Here is a 12,814-nt window from a genome sequence, read left to right on the forward strand (position 1 = left end):
GGCCCTCATGAGCCCGCGACAGAGTGATGGACAACGGGCCGACGCGTCATGCTCCGGCCGTCAGGAAATCTCCCGCCGGAAGGGCGGCAGCGCATTGAGAATAGCCTTGCCGTAGCGCTGGGTAACCAGGCGCCGGTCAAGCAAGGTGATTACACCGCGGTCCTGCTCGGTCCGCAGCAGCCGACCGCAGGCCTGGATCAGCTTCAGCGAAGCATCGGGCACGGCAATTTCCATGAACGGGTTACCACCCCGGGCTTCGATCCACTCGGCCAGGGCCGCCTCGACCGGGTCGTCCGGCACCGAGAAGGGGATCTTGGCGATCACCACATGCTCACAATAGGCGCCCGGCAAGTCGACACCCTCGGCGAAACTGGCCAGGCCGAACAGCACGCTGTGCTGGCCATCGTCGACCCGCGCCTTGTGCTTGTTCAAGGTCTCCTGCTTGGACAGGTTGCCCTGGATCAGCACCAGCTTGCGCCAGTCACGGTCCAGGCCGTCGAACACTTCCTGCATTTGTTTGCGCGAGGAGAACAGCACCAGCGCACCGCGGGCGTCTTCAACGATGTTCGGCAATTCGCGGATGATCGCCGCGGTATGCGCGGCGGCATCGCGCGGGTCGGCCTTGAGGTCGGGCACCCGAAGCAGGCCAGCATCGCCGTGCACGAACGGGCTGGGCACCACGCAGGTGACCGCATCGCGGGGCAACCCCGAGCGCATGCGGAAGCGGTCGAACTTGCCCAGTGCAGTGAGCGTCGCCGACGTCACCAGGGCGCCATGGGCCACGCTCCACAGGCTGCGGCGCAACATCTCGGCCGCCAGGATCGGGCTGGCGTTGACCTCGATGTCGAACAGCGCGCCGCTTTCAGCGAGGGTCAGCCAGCGGGCCATGGGCGGGCTGTCTTGCGGGTCTTCGGCGGTGAAGGCGGTCCACAGCTCCCAGTTGCCCTGGGCACGGGTCACCAGGCTGCCGAACAAGGGGTACCACTCTTCGGCCTGATGGCTGGCAATACCGATATTGACCTCGCCGTCCATGCCTTCTTTAAGCAGGTCGGCCAGGCGGGTGAACAGGTCATTGAGGCGGGCGAAGCCTTTTTTCAACTCGATACCGACTTCGCGGATCTGCTCGGGTACCACGCCCCCTTCGAAGCGATAGCGCGGGCGCTCGCGGCCTTCGACGTCTTCACTGGGGCGGAAGTCGGCGACCTGCTCGCACAAGGTGAACATGAACTGCTGCTGGGTGCGGATTTCCCGTGCCAGCTCCGGCACCTGCTCGATCAGCTTGCCCAGGTCGCCCGGCAACGGGTGTTGGGCCAGCAGCTTGGTCAGGTTCTTGGCGGTCTGCTCCAGCCAGTCGGCCGTGGAGCGCAAACGCGAATAATGGGCGAAGTGGCCGATGGCCTTGTCCGGCAGGTGGTGGCCTTCGTCGAATACGTACAGGGTGTCGCGTGGGTCAGGCAAAACTGCACCGCCGCCCAGGGCCAGGTCGGCCAGCACCATGTCGTGGTTGGTGACGATCACATCGACCTTGCCCATGCCTTCGCGGGCCTTGTAGAACACGCACTGCTGGAAGTTCGGGCAGTGCCGGCCCGTGCACTGGCTGTGGTCGGTGGTCAGGCGCGCCCAATCCTGGTCTTCCAGGGTGTCGGGCCAGCTGTCGCGGTCGCCGTCCCAACGGTTGCCGGCGAGCTTCTCGATCATGCTGTTGAACAGCTTCTGGCTGCGCTCGTCGACCTCGATATGGAAGCCCTCTTCCTCGAACAGCTGGGCAGTGGCCGATTGCGCATGGCCTTCCTGCAGCAGGACATCGAGCTTGGACAGGCACAGGTAGCGGCCGCGCCCCTTGGCCAGGGCGAAGCTGAAGTTCAGGCCGCTGTTGCGCATGAGGTCGGGCAGGTCCTTGAAGACAATCTGCTCCTGCAGGGCCACGGTAGCGGTGGCGATTACCAGGCGCTTGCCGGCGGCCTTCGCAGCCGGTATCGCGGCCAGGCTGTAGGCCACCGTCTTGCCGGTACCGGTACCTGCCTCCACCGCCACCACGGCAGGCTCGCCGGCACGGCGGCCTTCATCGTCGCAGGCGATGTCGCCAAGTACTTTGGCCACTTCGGCGATCATCAGGCGCTGGCCATAGCGCGGCTTGAGGCTCTTGGCTTCGAGAAAACGCGAGTAGGCGCCCTGGATGGTGGCTTTGAGTTCGTTGCTGATCATGGTCTGCAGGCGCCCTAAGGGCTGGATATATTTTCAGTGTTTCGCATGGGGCGGCTATCATACCCCGCTATTGCCCTTTGTGCCGCATGGAGATCCCGATGCTTGCCTTTGCCCTGCCCTACACTTTGCATGTCCTGGCTGCCCTGGTATGGGTTGGCGGCATGTTCTTCGCCTGGCTGGTGCTGCGCCCGGCAACGGTTGCAGCCCTTGAGGGGCCTGCCCGGCTGCGCCTGTGGGTGGAAGTTTTCCGACGCTTTTTCGTCTGGGTCTGGCTGGCGGTGGCCGTTTTGGCGATAAGTGGTATCGGCATGTTGCACATGCACTTCAATGGTTTCGAGACAGCGCCCAAGTATGTGCAGGTGATGATGGGCGGCGGGATTGCCATGTTCGCGCTCTTCATGCGTATTCAGGCGCTGTTGCTGCCAGAGCTCAAAAGCGCGGTACAGGCCGAGGACTGGCCGGCAGGGGCCGCGGTGCTGGGCCGGATCCGGCGCATGGTGGGGGTCAATCTGCTACTGGGACTGGCAGTGGTGGCGGTGGCCAGTTCGCGCCTACTCACCTGAGATTGCCTGCAGCGCGCCCATTGCCGTTGACCGGCAACAGGCGCGCAGCACGGGTTACAAACGCTGCAGGATCAACTCACCCGCCGCACCTGCCAAGCCAGGTTGGCCTGGCTGCCCCGGCCGCCCACTGGCACCGGCATCGGTGCGATAGACCAGGCAACCCTTGCTCGCCCCACCCTTGCCGGCCTTGCCGGCAGCCCCTGGTTTGCCGGCCACGCCGCCATCCAGGCGTACGACGATGCGTTCCTGCGGGAAGTCCTGTGGCACGCTCAGGCGAATTCGCCCGCCCGGTGCGCCATCGTGCCCATTCCCCCCATCATCGCCATTGGCACCGCGGCTGGCCTGGCCCCAGGTACAACCGCCCGCCTGGCCGTTAGCACCATCGAGCCCTACGTAGCCGGGAGCACCCGCACCACCCCGGGCATCGATCGCCAGGCGCCCGGCATCCACGGCATCCAGCTTGAGGTCCAGGCTACGACCGGAACGGGCCGGCCTTTGGTAGCTACCGGGAGCGCCGGGCGCGCTGATCTCGCTGCCCTCGCCCAGGCGCGCGCTGCGCGCCTCGATGCGCAACGCGTTATCGGATGGCGCAATGGCGATTCGCGCATCGCGCCCCAACTCCAGTTGATCGATCTTCAGATCGGTGAGCGTGGCCGGCAGCAGCAAGGTTGCCGAGTCGGCCACGCGCAAATGCTCCAGATGCACGCTGGCTGACTTGTTCGGCAGGCGCAGCATGGATTGGGGGGCAACTTCCAGGCTCTGCGCCTGGACAAACGGAGCGGCCATGGCCACCAGCAACATCAATTTACGCACGGCGAGGCGCCTCCTGCGGACGGGGGATGGACATGACGTGAAAAATACCGGTCAGCAGGATCTGCAGCCGATCGAACCAACGGTGGCTGCGCCCACGCAGGCTGGCGTTGAAAAAAAGCACCTCCAGAAAATGCAGGCTCAGCAGGACAATGCCGGTGGCATTGATCAACAGATTGAATGGCAGCGGCTGCGGCATCAGCCAATTGAACAGTGCCACACCCCAGAAAACGACCGTCAGGACCTTGCCCAGGCCCAGGATGAACTTCATACCCCGCCCCTATCTATTTATTGTTATGGCCACGTGGTTCGAGCAGGCGAACCCCGTACCCAACAGTACCTCGCATGCCCCGGCGCACGCCAGCGCCGTTCAGTTAAGGTGCAGGTCCACCCGTCGATTGTGCGCGCGGCCTTCCTCGGTGTCGTTTTCAGCCACCGGTTCGCTTGCCCCACGGCCCTCGCTGGTCACCTTCTGCGGTGCCAGGCCCTGGCTGATCAGGTACTCGGCAACACTGGCGGCACGCCGTTCGGAGAGCGTCTGGTTGTAGCTGGCTGAGCCCACGCCGTCGGTATGGCCAACCACCTTGATCCGCGACACACCCAGCTCATTGAGCCTGGGCAGCAGGCTCTGCAGCCTTTGCTGGCTGGCTGCGGTCAGGTCTGCGGAGTTGAACGCGAACATCACCTGGCCCTGGTCGTCGAGGGAAATCACCTCAGGCTGGGGCTCGGGCGCAGGTTGGCTGGGCGGGTATTGCGGCAACGGGCAGCCCATGTGATCGACCGCCGTGCCGGTTGGGGTGTCGGGACATCGATCGCGGCGGTCGAAGACGCCGTCTTCATCCTCATCACCATCCTGGGCATAACAGACCAGGCCGCCTGCGATCACACCCAGGGCGCCCCCTCCGGCAGCCCAACTCGAGCTTTCGATAGCCCCCAGGCCACCGCCTGCCAGGCCGCCGAGCAGGCTGCAAATCGGCCAGGTCCTTTGATTGAGGGGCGCACTGCCGTCACTGTGGGTGGCGCAGCCTGCAAGCAGGCTGGTAACCACCAGCAGCGGCAGCGCCGCCTTTGACATAACACTCATGATGAATGCTCCTGTGTCGTTGGCCGCAACCGGCCTACAGGAGTAAAGACGCGCCCGCGCCACTTCTCAAGGCGCGGGCGCCAGCCGTCAGCGCTGGATCTTGATCTCGGTGCGACGGTTCATCGAGCGTCCATCGGCTGTGGCGTTGTCCGCCACTGGTTGGGTTTCGCCCGCACCGGCCACGGAAATGAAGCTGGCGCGTGGCACACCGCTTTCAACCAGGTAATCGGTCACCGAATGGGCTCGGCGCTCGGACAACTTCTGGTTATAGCTGTCGGAGCCAACGCTATCGGTATGGCCGCTGACGCTCAGGCGGGCGCTTGGCGCTTCCTGCTTCAGGCGCGTGGCGATGGTGTTCAGGCGTTCCTTGTCCGCTGCGGTCAGGCGCGCAGAGTCGAACTCGAAGTGCACGTCGCGGATGACGATGACTTCTTCCTTCTGTACGACCACTTCCTCCACCACCGGCGCCGGCTCAGGCGGGCAGCCGTTGGCATCGACCTGCACACCGCGCGGTGTACCCGGACACTTGTCGCGGCTGTCCGGCACACCATCGCCGTCCTCGTCACCATCGCCGTGGGCCCAGCAATAGCCGGCCGCCAGGCCACCGCCGAGCAGCGCGCCCCAGCCAGCCCAGCTGGAACTTTCGATGGCGCCCAGAGCGGCACCGCCCACACCCCCGACGGCAGCACACTTCGGCCAGTCGGTTTTTTGCAAACCTGCACAACCAGTCAACACACCGGTGAGCAGTACCAGGGGTATCGCTGTGCGTACTATGCTCATTTCGTAGCTTCTCCTAGGGGGAATCGGCATAACGCCGATCAATGGCAGTAAAGACTGCGCCATTGATCCCTGCCAGCAATAAGCCACGACGTGTGCACGTGCCTCTTTGCCCCCGGCCGACAGCCCGTTAGTCTTGCAAGACCTGAACGAGGATTGGCAATGACCGACGGTTTTTCCCAACGTACACCGCAGCAGGCCCTAGCGGCTTTGCTAGAGCGCTTCACCCCGCAACGCCTGCTGTTGGTGGGTACCCGCTTCCCGGCCCTGGATGCTTTCGCCCAGGCCCATCCGCACGTCACCATCGAAGCGTGCGCACCGGGCGCGTTGCCGGCACATGTTGCCGCCCAGCGCTTCGACCTGGCCGTGCTGGTGGACTGCCTGGAACACTTGCCCAAGCGCACGGGCCTGGAACTGCTGGGCGGCATTCGCAACCTCAACGCCAGCCGCGTCGCCGTGCTGGCCGACCTGCGCGCCTGTGGCTGGCAGGACACCGACTTCTTTGCCCTGGCCCTGTCGGCCAGCGAGAAATTCCGTCGCGATGAGCAGGTATTGAACTTGTTCACCTATGATCTACATGACTACAAGCAGGTCCCGGACTGGCTCAACGCACGGTTCTGGGCCAACCCTGAAAACTTCGGCAAGTACTGGTGGTGATGATGAGTGTCTCGGTTTGCCCCTGTGGCAGCGGCATCCTGCTGGATGCCTGCTGCGGGCACTACCACGGCGGAACCCCGGCGCCGGATGCGCAGGCGCTGATGCGTTCGCGCTACAGCGCCTACGTACTGGGCCTGATCGACTACCTGGTCGCAACCACCCTTCCAGCCCAGCAGTCCGGGCTGGACCGTGCCGCCATGGGCTCCTGGAGCGCGCAGAGCACCTGGCTGGGCCTGGAGGTGGAGAACGCCGAGGTGCTCGGCGGCCAGCCCGAGCATGCCTTCGTCACCTTCACCGCGCGCTGGCATGACCAGCAGGGCGACCATCAGCACCGCGAGCGTTCCGCCTTCGTGCAGCACGACCGGCGCTGGTACTTCATCGACCCGACCGTCGAGCTGAAGGCCGGCCGCAACGACCCCTGCCCCTGCGCCAGCGGGCAGAAGTTCAAGAAATGCTGCGCCAGTTACCTCGGTAGCTGAACATGATCGCCCTGGCCCGCCTGTCCCTGCTCAGCGCGCTGCTGGCGCTGCTGGGGGGCTGCGCGATCTGGGGTGACGACGACTGGCAGGAACCCGAAGTGCACCTGGTCCAGGTCGAAACGGTCAAGGCGCGCCTGCTGGAACAGGAGTTCGTGCTGCACCTGCGCATCGACAACCCCAATGACAGCCGGCTGTTCATTCGCAGCGTCGGCTATTCGATCTGGCTCAACGACCTGCTGCTGGTGGAGGATGAAGCCAGTGTCTGGCGCAGTGTCGGCGGCCACGCCCGGCGCACCTTCAAGATCACCGCACGGACCAACCTGTGGAAACAGCTCAAGCCGTTGGCCAAGTTGCTCAAAAGCGAGCAAACGCTGCACTACCGCTTGCAGGGCGAGCTGGCGACCGGGTTGCTCATCCACCGGGACCTGCACTTATCGCGCAGTGGTGAGATAATCCCCGGCGATTTCATACCGGAGTAACGCTGCAATGACCCAACAACCCCATGTTCATGGCCCTGACTGCAACCACGATCACGATCATCACCACGATCACGACCACGGCCATGTGCACGGCCCGCACTGCAACCACGGCCACCAGGAGCCGGTTCGCAACGCCCTGAAAGACGTCGGCCGCAACGACCCTTGCCCGTGCGGCAGCGAGAAGAAATTCAAGAAGTGCCACGGCGCTTGATTAGGCTTGAGTTCTGCGGTGCCACGTAGACCGAGCGCCGCCCACGCGGCGCTCGATCTCGAGAGCAAGAAAGTCCTCAAGACAAGCACCCGGCGCTCGTTCTCCCAGGCGCCGAAAGCCTGCCGGCATGCTACCTTAGCGCCTTCCAAACCCGCCACGCCTTGCAGGAGCCCTTGTCATGGCCGCCCCCGTCCTTCCTCCCTTCCGTCCGCGGTTCGCCACCGCTGCCACGCTGCTCGGCATGCTCGGGCTCGCCGGTTGCCAGATGGGCGGCTATAAGGACAGCGTGCCACCGACCACCGGCGTACAGCCGCTCAAAGGGCTGGCGCAGAATGTCTCGATTCGCCGCAACGCCATGGGCGCGCCGCTGATCGAAAGCAGCAGCTTCCATGACGCCCTGTTCAGCCTGGGCTATGTCCACGCCGGTGACCGCATCGAGCAGATGCTCGCCATGCGTCTGCTCGCCCAGGGCCGCCTGGCGGAACTGGCCGGTAGCGACGCGCTGGACATCGACCGCCTGATGCGCGCCGCCAACCTCAAGCAGAATGCCACCCAGCTGTATGCTGACGCCTCGCCAAGGCTCAAGCGTTTCTTCGAGGTATACGCCCGCGGGGTCAACGCCTACCTGTTCCGCTACCGCGACAAGCTGCCCGCCAACCTCGCCAGCAGCGGCTACCGCCCGGAATACTGGAAGCCCGAGGACTCGGCACTGATCTTCAGCCTGTACGCCTTCAGCCAGTCGGTGAACCTGCAGGAAGAACTCAGCGCCCTGACCCTGGCGCAGCACGTCGGCAGCGACAAGCTGCCCTGGCTGCTGCCCGGCGCGCCGGATGAACCGCTGGCCGACGCCGAAGTGGAAAAACTCAAGGGCCTGAACCTGAACAGCCAGCTGCCAGGCCTCCCTGCCCTGGCAGCCGCCAGCCAGAAACTCGCCGACCTCGGCCTGCTCGGCAGCCCGGGCTCGGCCAACCTGGCGCTGGGCCCGCAACGCAGCCGTAGCGGCAAGAGCCTGCTGGCCAGCGACAGCCGCGCAGCCTGGGCCCTGAGCCCGGTGCAGATCCTCACCGGCAAGTACCAGGTCGCTGGCCTTTCACTGCCGGGCCTGCCCATCGTCCTGGCCGGCTACAACGGCAAAGTGGCCTGGAGCAGCAGCGCGGTGATGGCCGACAACCAGGACCTGTACCTCGAACAACTGCGCCACCAGGGCAGCCAGGTCAGCTACCTGGCCGACGGCAAATGGCTGCCCGCCCGCACACGCAGCGAAACCTTTTTCGTCCGTGGCCAACGCCCGCAGCGCGAAGTGATGTACGACACCCGCCACGGCACCCTGCTGGCCCAGCCGGGCAATGCCAGCCTGGGCTTGGCCCTGAACCTGCCGCAGCTCAAGGGCGACCGCAGCCTCGATGCGCTGTTCGACCTGACCCGGGCGAAAAACGTCGAACGCGCCTTCGACAGCACCCGCGAAATCGGTGCTGCCGCGCTGAACTTCGTGTTCGCAGAACCTGAACACATCGGCTGGCAGGTCAGCGGCCGCTATCCGAACCGCCGCGAAGGCCAGGGCCTGCTGCCGTCACCGGGCTGGGACGGCCGCTATGACTGGGATGGCTACGCCGACCCGATGCTGCACCCCTACGACCAGGACCCGCCTGCCGGCTGGATCGGCCACGCCAACCAGCGCAGCCTGCCACGCGGTTACGGCATGCAGTTGTCCAACACCTGGTACTACCCCGAACGCGCCGAACGCCTGGCCCAGCTGGCCGGCAACGGCCGCCATGACAGCCGCAGCCTGATTGCCTTGCAGAATGACCAGGTGACGCTGCTGGCCGACAAGCTCAAGCAGATGTTCGATGCGCCCGGCATGGCGCAACCGCTCAAGCAAGCCATCGACGCCCTGCCTGCCGGCCAGCGCGAAAAGGCCCGCGACGCCCTGGCCCGGCTGAGGGCATTCGATGGCCGACTGAGCCCGGTGTCGGCGGATGCGGCCCTGTATGAACTGTTCCTGCAGGAAGTGACGCGCCAGACCTTCCTCGACGACCTCGGCCCCGAGTCCAGCCCGGCCTGGCAAGCCTTTGTCAGCAACGCGCGCCTGTCCTACTCAGCTCAGGCTGACCACCTGCTCGGCCGTGAGGACAGCCCGTTCTGGGATGACCGCAACACACCGCAAAAAGAAGACAAACCGGCCATCCTCGCCCGCAGCCTGGTTGGCGCCGTGGATGCTGGCACGGCACAACTGGGTGCCGACCGCGGCGCCTGGCAATGGGGCAAGCTGCACCAGTATCGCTGGCCAGCCCCGGCCTACCATGGCCTGGGCGATGCACTCAGCCGTTCGCCGCTGGCAGCAGGTGGTGATTTCAGCACCCTGGCCCTGACGCCTTACGCCTGGGGCAGCGATTTCGACACCCGCCTGCCGGCCTCGGCACGCATGATCGTCGACTTCGGACAAGCCGAACCGTTGCAGCTGCTGACCAGCAACGGCCAGTCCGGCAACCCGGCCAGCGGTCACTACAGCGACGGGCTGGATGCCTGGTTCAAGGGGCGCTTCATGAGCCTGCCGTTGCAACCGCAGAACTTTGGCCGGGCCTATGGCAGCCAGCGGTTGACGTTGGTGCCGGGGAAATAAACAGGTGCCGGCCTTGCAGGGCCCCTCGATCGAGCACCGCCCACGCGGCGCTCGATCTTGAGAACACCCTTCCACTCGCGACTGGCACCACTGCCCTCTACACGGTCCAATCCTAAGCGAACTTCCCCACCCTGGCAGCGCTCCTAACTGGTAACCGCAACCACCCGTGCCCACGCCATGGACCTCGTCATCGCCCGCCCCGAAGGCCTTTACTGCCCGCCCGGCGATTTCTACATCGACCCCTGGCGGCCAGTGGCGCGCGCCGTCATTACCCACGGCCATGGCGACCATGCGCGGCGGGGCAACGCGCATTACCTGACTGCCGCCCCCGGTGCCGGCATACTGCGCAGCCGCCTGGGCCAGGACATCGACCTGCAGACCCTGGCCTACGGCGAACGCATCCGCCATCACGGCGTCACCCTCAGCCTGCACCCAGCCGGGCATGTGCTGGGCTCGGCACAGGTGCGCCTGGAGCATGAGGGCGAAGTCTGGGTAGCTTCTGGCGACTACAAGGTCGAGCCAGACGGCACCTGCGCACCGTTCGAGCCGGTGCGCTGCCACACCTTCATCACCGAGTCGACCTTCGGCCTGCCCATCTACCGCTGGCCGAGCCAGGCCGAGGTGTTTGCCGGGGTGAACACCTGGTGGCGGGCCAATCACGATCAGGGCAAGGCCAGCGTGCTGTTCTGCTACGCCTTCGGCAAGGCGCAGCGCCTTCTGCACGGCCTGGACAGCAGCATCGGGCCAATCCTGGTGCATGGTGCAGTCGAGCCACTCAACCAGGTGTACCGCGAAGCCGGTGTACACCTGCCGCAAACGCTCTATGCCGGTGATATCCCGCGCAACGACCCACTCATGCGCCAGGCCATCGTTCTGGCGCCACCCTCTGCCGCCGGCAGCAGCTGGATGCGTCGCTTCGGCGATTACAGCGATGCCTTCGCCAGTGGCTGGATGCTGCTGCGCGGCACACGGCGGCGGCGCGGTGTGGACCGCGGCTTCGTGCTGTCCGACCACGCCGACTGGCCGGGCCTGCTGTGGGCCATCGAGCAGACCGGCGCCGAGCGGGTGATGGTCACCCATGGCTCGGTCAACGTGCTGGTGCGTTATCTCAATGAACGAGGTCTCGATGCCCGCGCGTTCGTCACCGAATACGGCGAAGAAGATGACGCCCCGGCGGCGGAGCCCGAGGCATGAAAGCCTTCGCCCAGCTTTATCTGCGCCTGGATGCCACGACGTCCAGCAACGCCAAGCTCGAAGCGCTGCGCGACTACTTTGCCGCTGCCCCTGCCGAAGATGCCGCCTGGGCGGTGTACTTCCTGTCCGGGGGCCGGCCACGTCAATTGGTGCCCACCCGCGTGCTGCGCGAACTGGCAATGGCGCTGGCCGGGCTGCCCGAGTGGCTGTTCGAGGAGAGCTACCAGGCGGTGGGCGACCTGGCAGAGGCCATCTCCCTGCTGCTGCCTGAAAACCAGCATGGCAGCGAGGACGGCCTGGCCCATTGGGTCGAAGCCCATCTGCTACCCCTTCGCGGGCTGCCCGCCGATGAAGTCCAGCAGCGCCTGCCGCCTCTCTGGGCTCAGCTGGACCGGCCCAGCCTGATGCTGTGCCTGAAGCTGATCACCGGCAGCTTTCGCGTCGGCGTGTCCAAGCTACTGGTCACCCGGGCACTGGCACAGCTGGCCGGGCTGGATGCCAAGCGCGTGGCCCAACGCCTGGTTGGCTACACCGACATCAGCCATCGCCCTACGGCCAGCAGCTACCACACGCTGGTGGCTGCCGAATCGGCCGATGAGCACAGCCAGCGCGGCGGCCAGCCTTACCCGTTCTTCCTGGCGCATGCGCTGCAGGCCCCCACCGAGCAGTTCGACGACCTACTCGGCCCGCCCAGTGCCTGGCAAGTCGAATGGAAGTGGGATGGCATTCGCGCCCAGGTGGTCAAGCGCGATGGCCAGGTGTGGGTATGGTCGCGCGGCGAAGAACTGATTACCGACCGCTTTCCGGAACTGCACAGCCTGGCGCAAAGCCTGCCCGACGGTGTCGTGCTCGATGGCGAAATCCTGGTGTGGAAACCTGGCGCCAGCGGCGAGGCGCCAGCCGTGCAACCGTTCGCCCTGCTGCAGCAACGCATTGGCCGCAAGACCTTGGGCAAGAAGCTGCTGGCCGATGCCCCTGTGGTACTTCAGGCCTACGACCTGCTGGAATGGCAGGGCGAGGACTGGCGTAACCGCCCACAACATGAACGGCGCCAGCAGTTGCAGCGCCTGATCGACGACTATCCCTTGGCCCCGGTACTGCTCTCGCCGCGGCTCGAAGGGCAGGATTGGCAAGCGCTCGCCGTACTGCGCGAACAGTCGCGCAGCCTGGGCGTCGAAGGGCTGATGCTCAAGCAGCGCGACGCCTCGTACGGCGTGGGCCGGACCAAAGACATGGGGGTGTGGTGGAAATGGAAGATCGACCCGTTCAGCGTCGATGCCGTGCTGATCTATGCCCAGCGCGGCCACGGCCGGCGCGCCAGCCTCTATAGCGACTACACCTTCGCCGTCTGGAACGCACCACACGGCAGCCCCGAGCGCGCGCTGGTGCCTTTCGCCAAGGCCTATTCAGGCCTCAGCGATGAAGAGATGCGCAAGGTGGATGCCATCATCCGCAAGACCACGGTAGAAACGTTCGGCCCGGTGCGCAGCGTTACCCCGACACTGGTGTTCGAGTTGGGCTTCGAGGGCATTGCCCTGTCCAAGCGGCATAAGAGCGGGATTGCCGTGCGCTTTCCGCGCATGTTGCGCTGGCGCCTGGACAAACCGGTCGAAGAAGCCGATGACCTGGCGACCTTGCAGGCTCTGTTGGCCTGAACAAGACGACGGGTGAGGCATGGCAGGCAAAATTATGCTTAGCTTTGTGCCGACCCGTGTCGCAGACCGTTTTCGCTACG

Annotated in this window: 13 protein-coding genes; 8 read left to right on the plus strand and 5 right to left on the minus strand. The window is 65.4% G+C overall.

The features are described 5' to 3' along the window. Positions 1-60 precede the first annotated feature (60 nt). Positions 61-2,205 carry an ATP-dependent DNA helicase DinG gene (gene dinG / locus ACIPIJ_RS20350; protein ID WP_401079908.1) on the minus strand — a complete coding sequence of 715 codons (2,145 nt, stop codon included), beginning with the start codon at positions 2,203-2,205 and terminating at the stop codon, positions 61-63. A 98-nt stretch (positions 2,206-2,303) separates the two neighbouring features. Between dinG and ACIPIJ_RS20355 the strand changes: the two genes are divergently transcribed. Beyond that, a complete protein-coding gene (locus ACIPIJ_RS20355) occupies positions 2,304-2,768 on the plus strand; it encodes a CopD family protein (RefSeq protein WP_401079910.1) in 465 nt (154 codons plus the stop codon). Between the two features lie 54 nt (positions 2,769-2,822). On the opposite strand, the gene ACIPIJ_RS20360 is transcribed toward ACIPIJ_RS20355, so the two are convergent. The 4 genes from ACIPIJ_RS20360 to ACIPIJ_RS20375 all read right to left on the minus strand — a co-directional run bounded on the left by ACIPIJ_RS20360 (position 2,823) and on the right by ACIPIJ_RS20375 (position 5,442). Beyond that, positions 2,823-3,581 carry a collagen-like protein gene (locus ACIPIJ_RS20360; RefSeq protein WP_401079912.1) on the minus strand — a complete coding sequence of 253 codons (759 nt, stop codon included), beginning with the start codon at positions 3,579-3,581 and terminating at the stop codon, positions 2,823-2,825. Beyond that, a complete protein-coding gene (locus tag ACIPIJ_RS20365; protein ID WP_401079914.1) occupies positions 3,574-3,849 on the minus strand; it encodes a DUF1145 domain-containing protein in 276 nt (91 codons plus the stop codon). Before ACIPIJ_RS20365 ends, ACIPIJ_RS20360 begins: the two co-directional genes overlap by 8 nt. Positions 3,850-3,948: 99 nt before the next feature. Next, positions 3,949-4,662, minus strand: a complete 714-nt coding sequence (locus ACIPIJ_RS20370) for an OmpA family protein (RefSeq protein ID WP_401079916.1) — start codon at positions 4,660-4,662, stop codon at positions 3,949-3,951. A gap of 87 nt (positions 4,663-4,749) precedes the next feature. Then, a complete protein-coding gene (locus tag ACIPIJ_RS20375; RefSeq protein ID WP_401079918.1) occupies positions 4,750-5,442 on the minus strand; it encodes an OmpA family protein in 693 nt (230 codons plus the stop codon). A gap of 159 nt (positions 5,443-5,601) precedes the next feature. Between ACIPIJ_RS20375 and ACIPIJ_RS20380 the strand changes: the two genes are divergently transcribed. The 7 genes from ACIPIJ_RS20380 to ACIPIJ_RS20410 all read left to right on the plus strand — a co-directional run bounded on the left by ACIPIJ_RS20380 (position 5,602) and on the right by ACIPIJ_RS20410 (position 12,734). Beyond that, positions 5,602-6,096: a DUF6231 family protein gene (locus ACIPIJ_RS20380; RefSeq protein WP_401079920.1), complete on the plus strand. Its 495-nt coding sequence runs from the start codon at positions 5,602-5,604 to the stop codon at positions 6,094-6,096. A 2-nt stretch (positions 6,097-6,098) separates the two neighbouring features. Next, entirely contained in the window at positions 6,099-6,575 is a 477-nt protein-coding gene (locus tag ACIPIJ_RS20385) for a YchJ family protein (protein ID WP_401079922.1), read from the plus strand. A gap of 2 nt (positions 6,576-6,577) precedes the next feature. Further along, positions 6,578-7,054, plus strand: a complete 477-nt coding sequence (locus ACIPIJ_RS20390; protein WP_401079924.1) for an LEA type 2 family protein — start codon at positions 6,578-6,580, stop codon at positions 7,052-7,054. 7 nt (positions 7,055-7,061) lie between these two features. Next, the gene (locus ACIPIJ_RS20395; RefSeq protein ID WP_033694179.1) at positions 7,062-7,265 is read left to right on the plus strand and encodes an SEC-C metal-binding domain-containing protein; all 204 of its coding nucleotides are present in this window, start codon (positions 7,062-7,064) and stop codon (positions 7,263-7,265) included. Positions 7,266-7,443: 178 nt separating this feature from the next. Beyond that, positions 7,444-9,885, plus strand: a complete 2,442-nt coding sequence (locus ACIPIJ_RS20400; RefSeq protein WP_401079926.1) for a penicillin acylase family protein — start codon at positions 7,444-7,446, stop codon at positions 9,883-9,885. Between the two features lie 177 nt (positions 9,886-10,062). Further along, positions 10,063-11,079, plus strand: coding sequence for a ligase-associated DNA damage response exonuclease (locus ACIPIJ_RS20405; protein WP_401079927.1), 1,017 nt, complete (start codon positions 10,063-10,065; stop codon positions 11,077-11,079). Next, positions 11,076-12,734: an ATP-dependent DNA ligase gene (locus ACIPIJ_RS20410; protein WP_401079929.1), complete on the plus strand. Its 1,659-nt coding sequence runs from the start codon at positions 11,076-11,078 to the stop codon at positions 12,732-12,734. Before ACIPIJ_RS20405 ends, ACIPIJ_RS20410 begins: the two co-directional genes overlap by 4 nt. Positions 12,735-12,814: the final 80 nt, after the last annotated feature.

Origin of the sequence: Pseudomonas sp. NPDC087185 (assembly GCF_044744955.1) — a bacterium.
Taxonomy (GTDB): Bacteria; Pseudomonadota; Gammaproteobacteria; order Pseudomonadales; family Pseudomonadaceae; genus Aquipseudomonas.

Excerpts from the sequence above, each read along its gene's own strand:
- ACIPIJ_RS20365 (WP_401079914.1), bottom strand. The coding sequence starts at position 3,849 with ATGAAGTTCATCCTGGGCCTGGGCAAGGTCCTGACGGTCGTTTTCTGG.
- dinG (WP_401079908.1), bottom strand. The coding sequence starts at position 2,205 with ATGATCAGCAACGAACTCAAAGCCACCATCCAGGGCGCCTACTCGCGT.
- ACIPIJ_RS20410 (WP_401079929.1), top strand. The coding sequence starts at position 11,076 with ATGAAAGCCTTCGCCCAGCTTTATCTGCGCCTGGATGCCACGACGTCC.
- ACIPIJ_RS20375 (WP_401079918.1), bottom strand. The coding sequence starts at position 5,442 with ATGAGCATAGTACGCACAGCGATACCCCTGGTACTGCTCACCGGTGTG.
- ACIPIJ_RS20385 (WP_401079922.1), top strand. The coding sequence starts at position 6,099 with ATGAGTGTCTCGGTTTGCCCCTGTGGCAGCGGCATCCTGCTGGATGCC.
- ACIPIJ_RS20370 (WP_401079916.1), bottom strand. The coding sequence starts at position 4,662 with ATGAGTGTTATGTCAAAGGCGGCGCTGCCGCTGCTGGTGGTTACCAGC.
- ACIPIJ_RS20380 (WP_401079920.1), top strand. The coding sequence starts at position 5,602 with ATGACCGACGGTTTTTCCCAACGTACACCGCAGCAGGCCCTAGCGGCT.
- ACIPIJ_RS20405 (WP_401079927.1), top strand. The coding sequence starts at position 10,063 with ATGGACCTCGTCATCGCCCGCCCCGAAGGCCTTTACTGCCCGCCCGGC.
- ACIPIJ_RS20400 (WP_401079926.1), top strand. The coding sequence starts at position 7,444 with ATGGCCGCCCCCGTCCTTCCTCCCTTCCGTCCGCGGTTCGCCACCGCT.
- ACIPIJ_RS20395 (WP_033694179.1), top strand. The coding sequence starts at position 7,062 with ATGACCCAACAACCCCATGTTCATGGCCCTGACTGCAACCACGATCAC.
- ACIPIJ_RS20355 (WP_401079910.1), top strand. The coding sequence starts at position 2,304 with ATGCTTGCCTTTGCCCTGCCCTACACTTTGCATGTCCTGGCTGCCCTG.
- ACIPIJ_RS20390 (WP_401079924.1), top strand. The coding sequence starts at position 6,578 with ATGATCGCCCTGGCCCGCCTGTCCCTGCTCAGCGCGCTGCTGGCGCTG.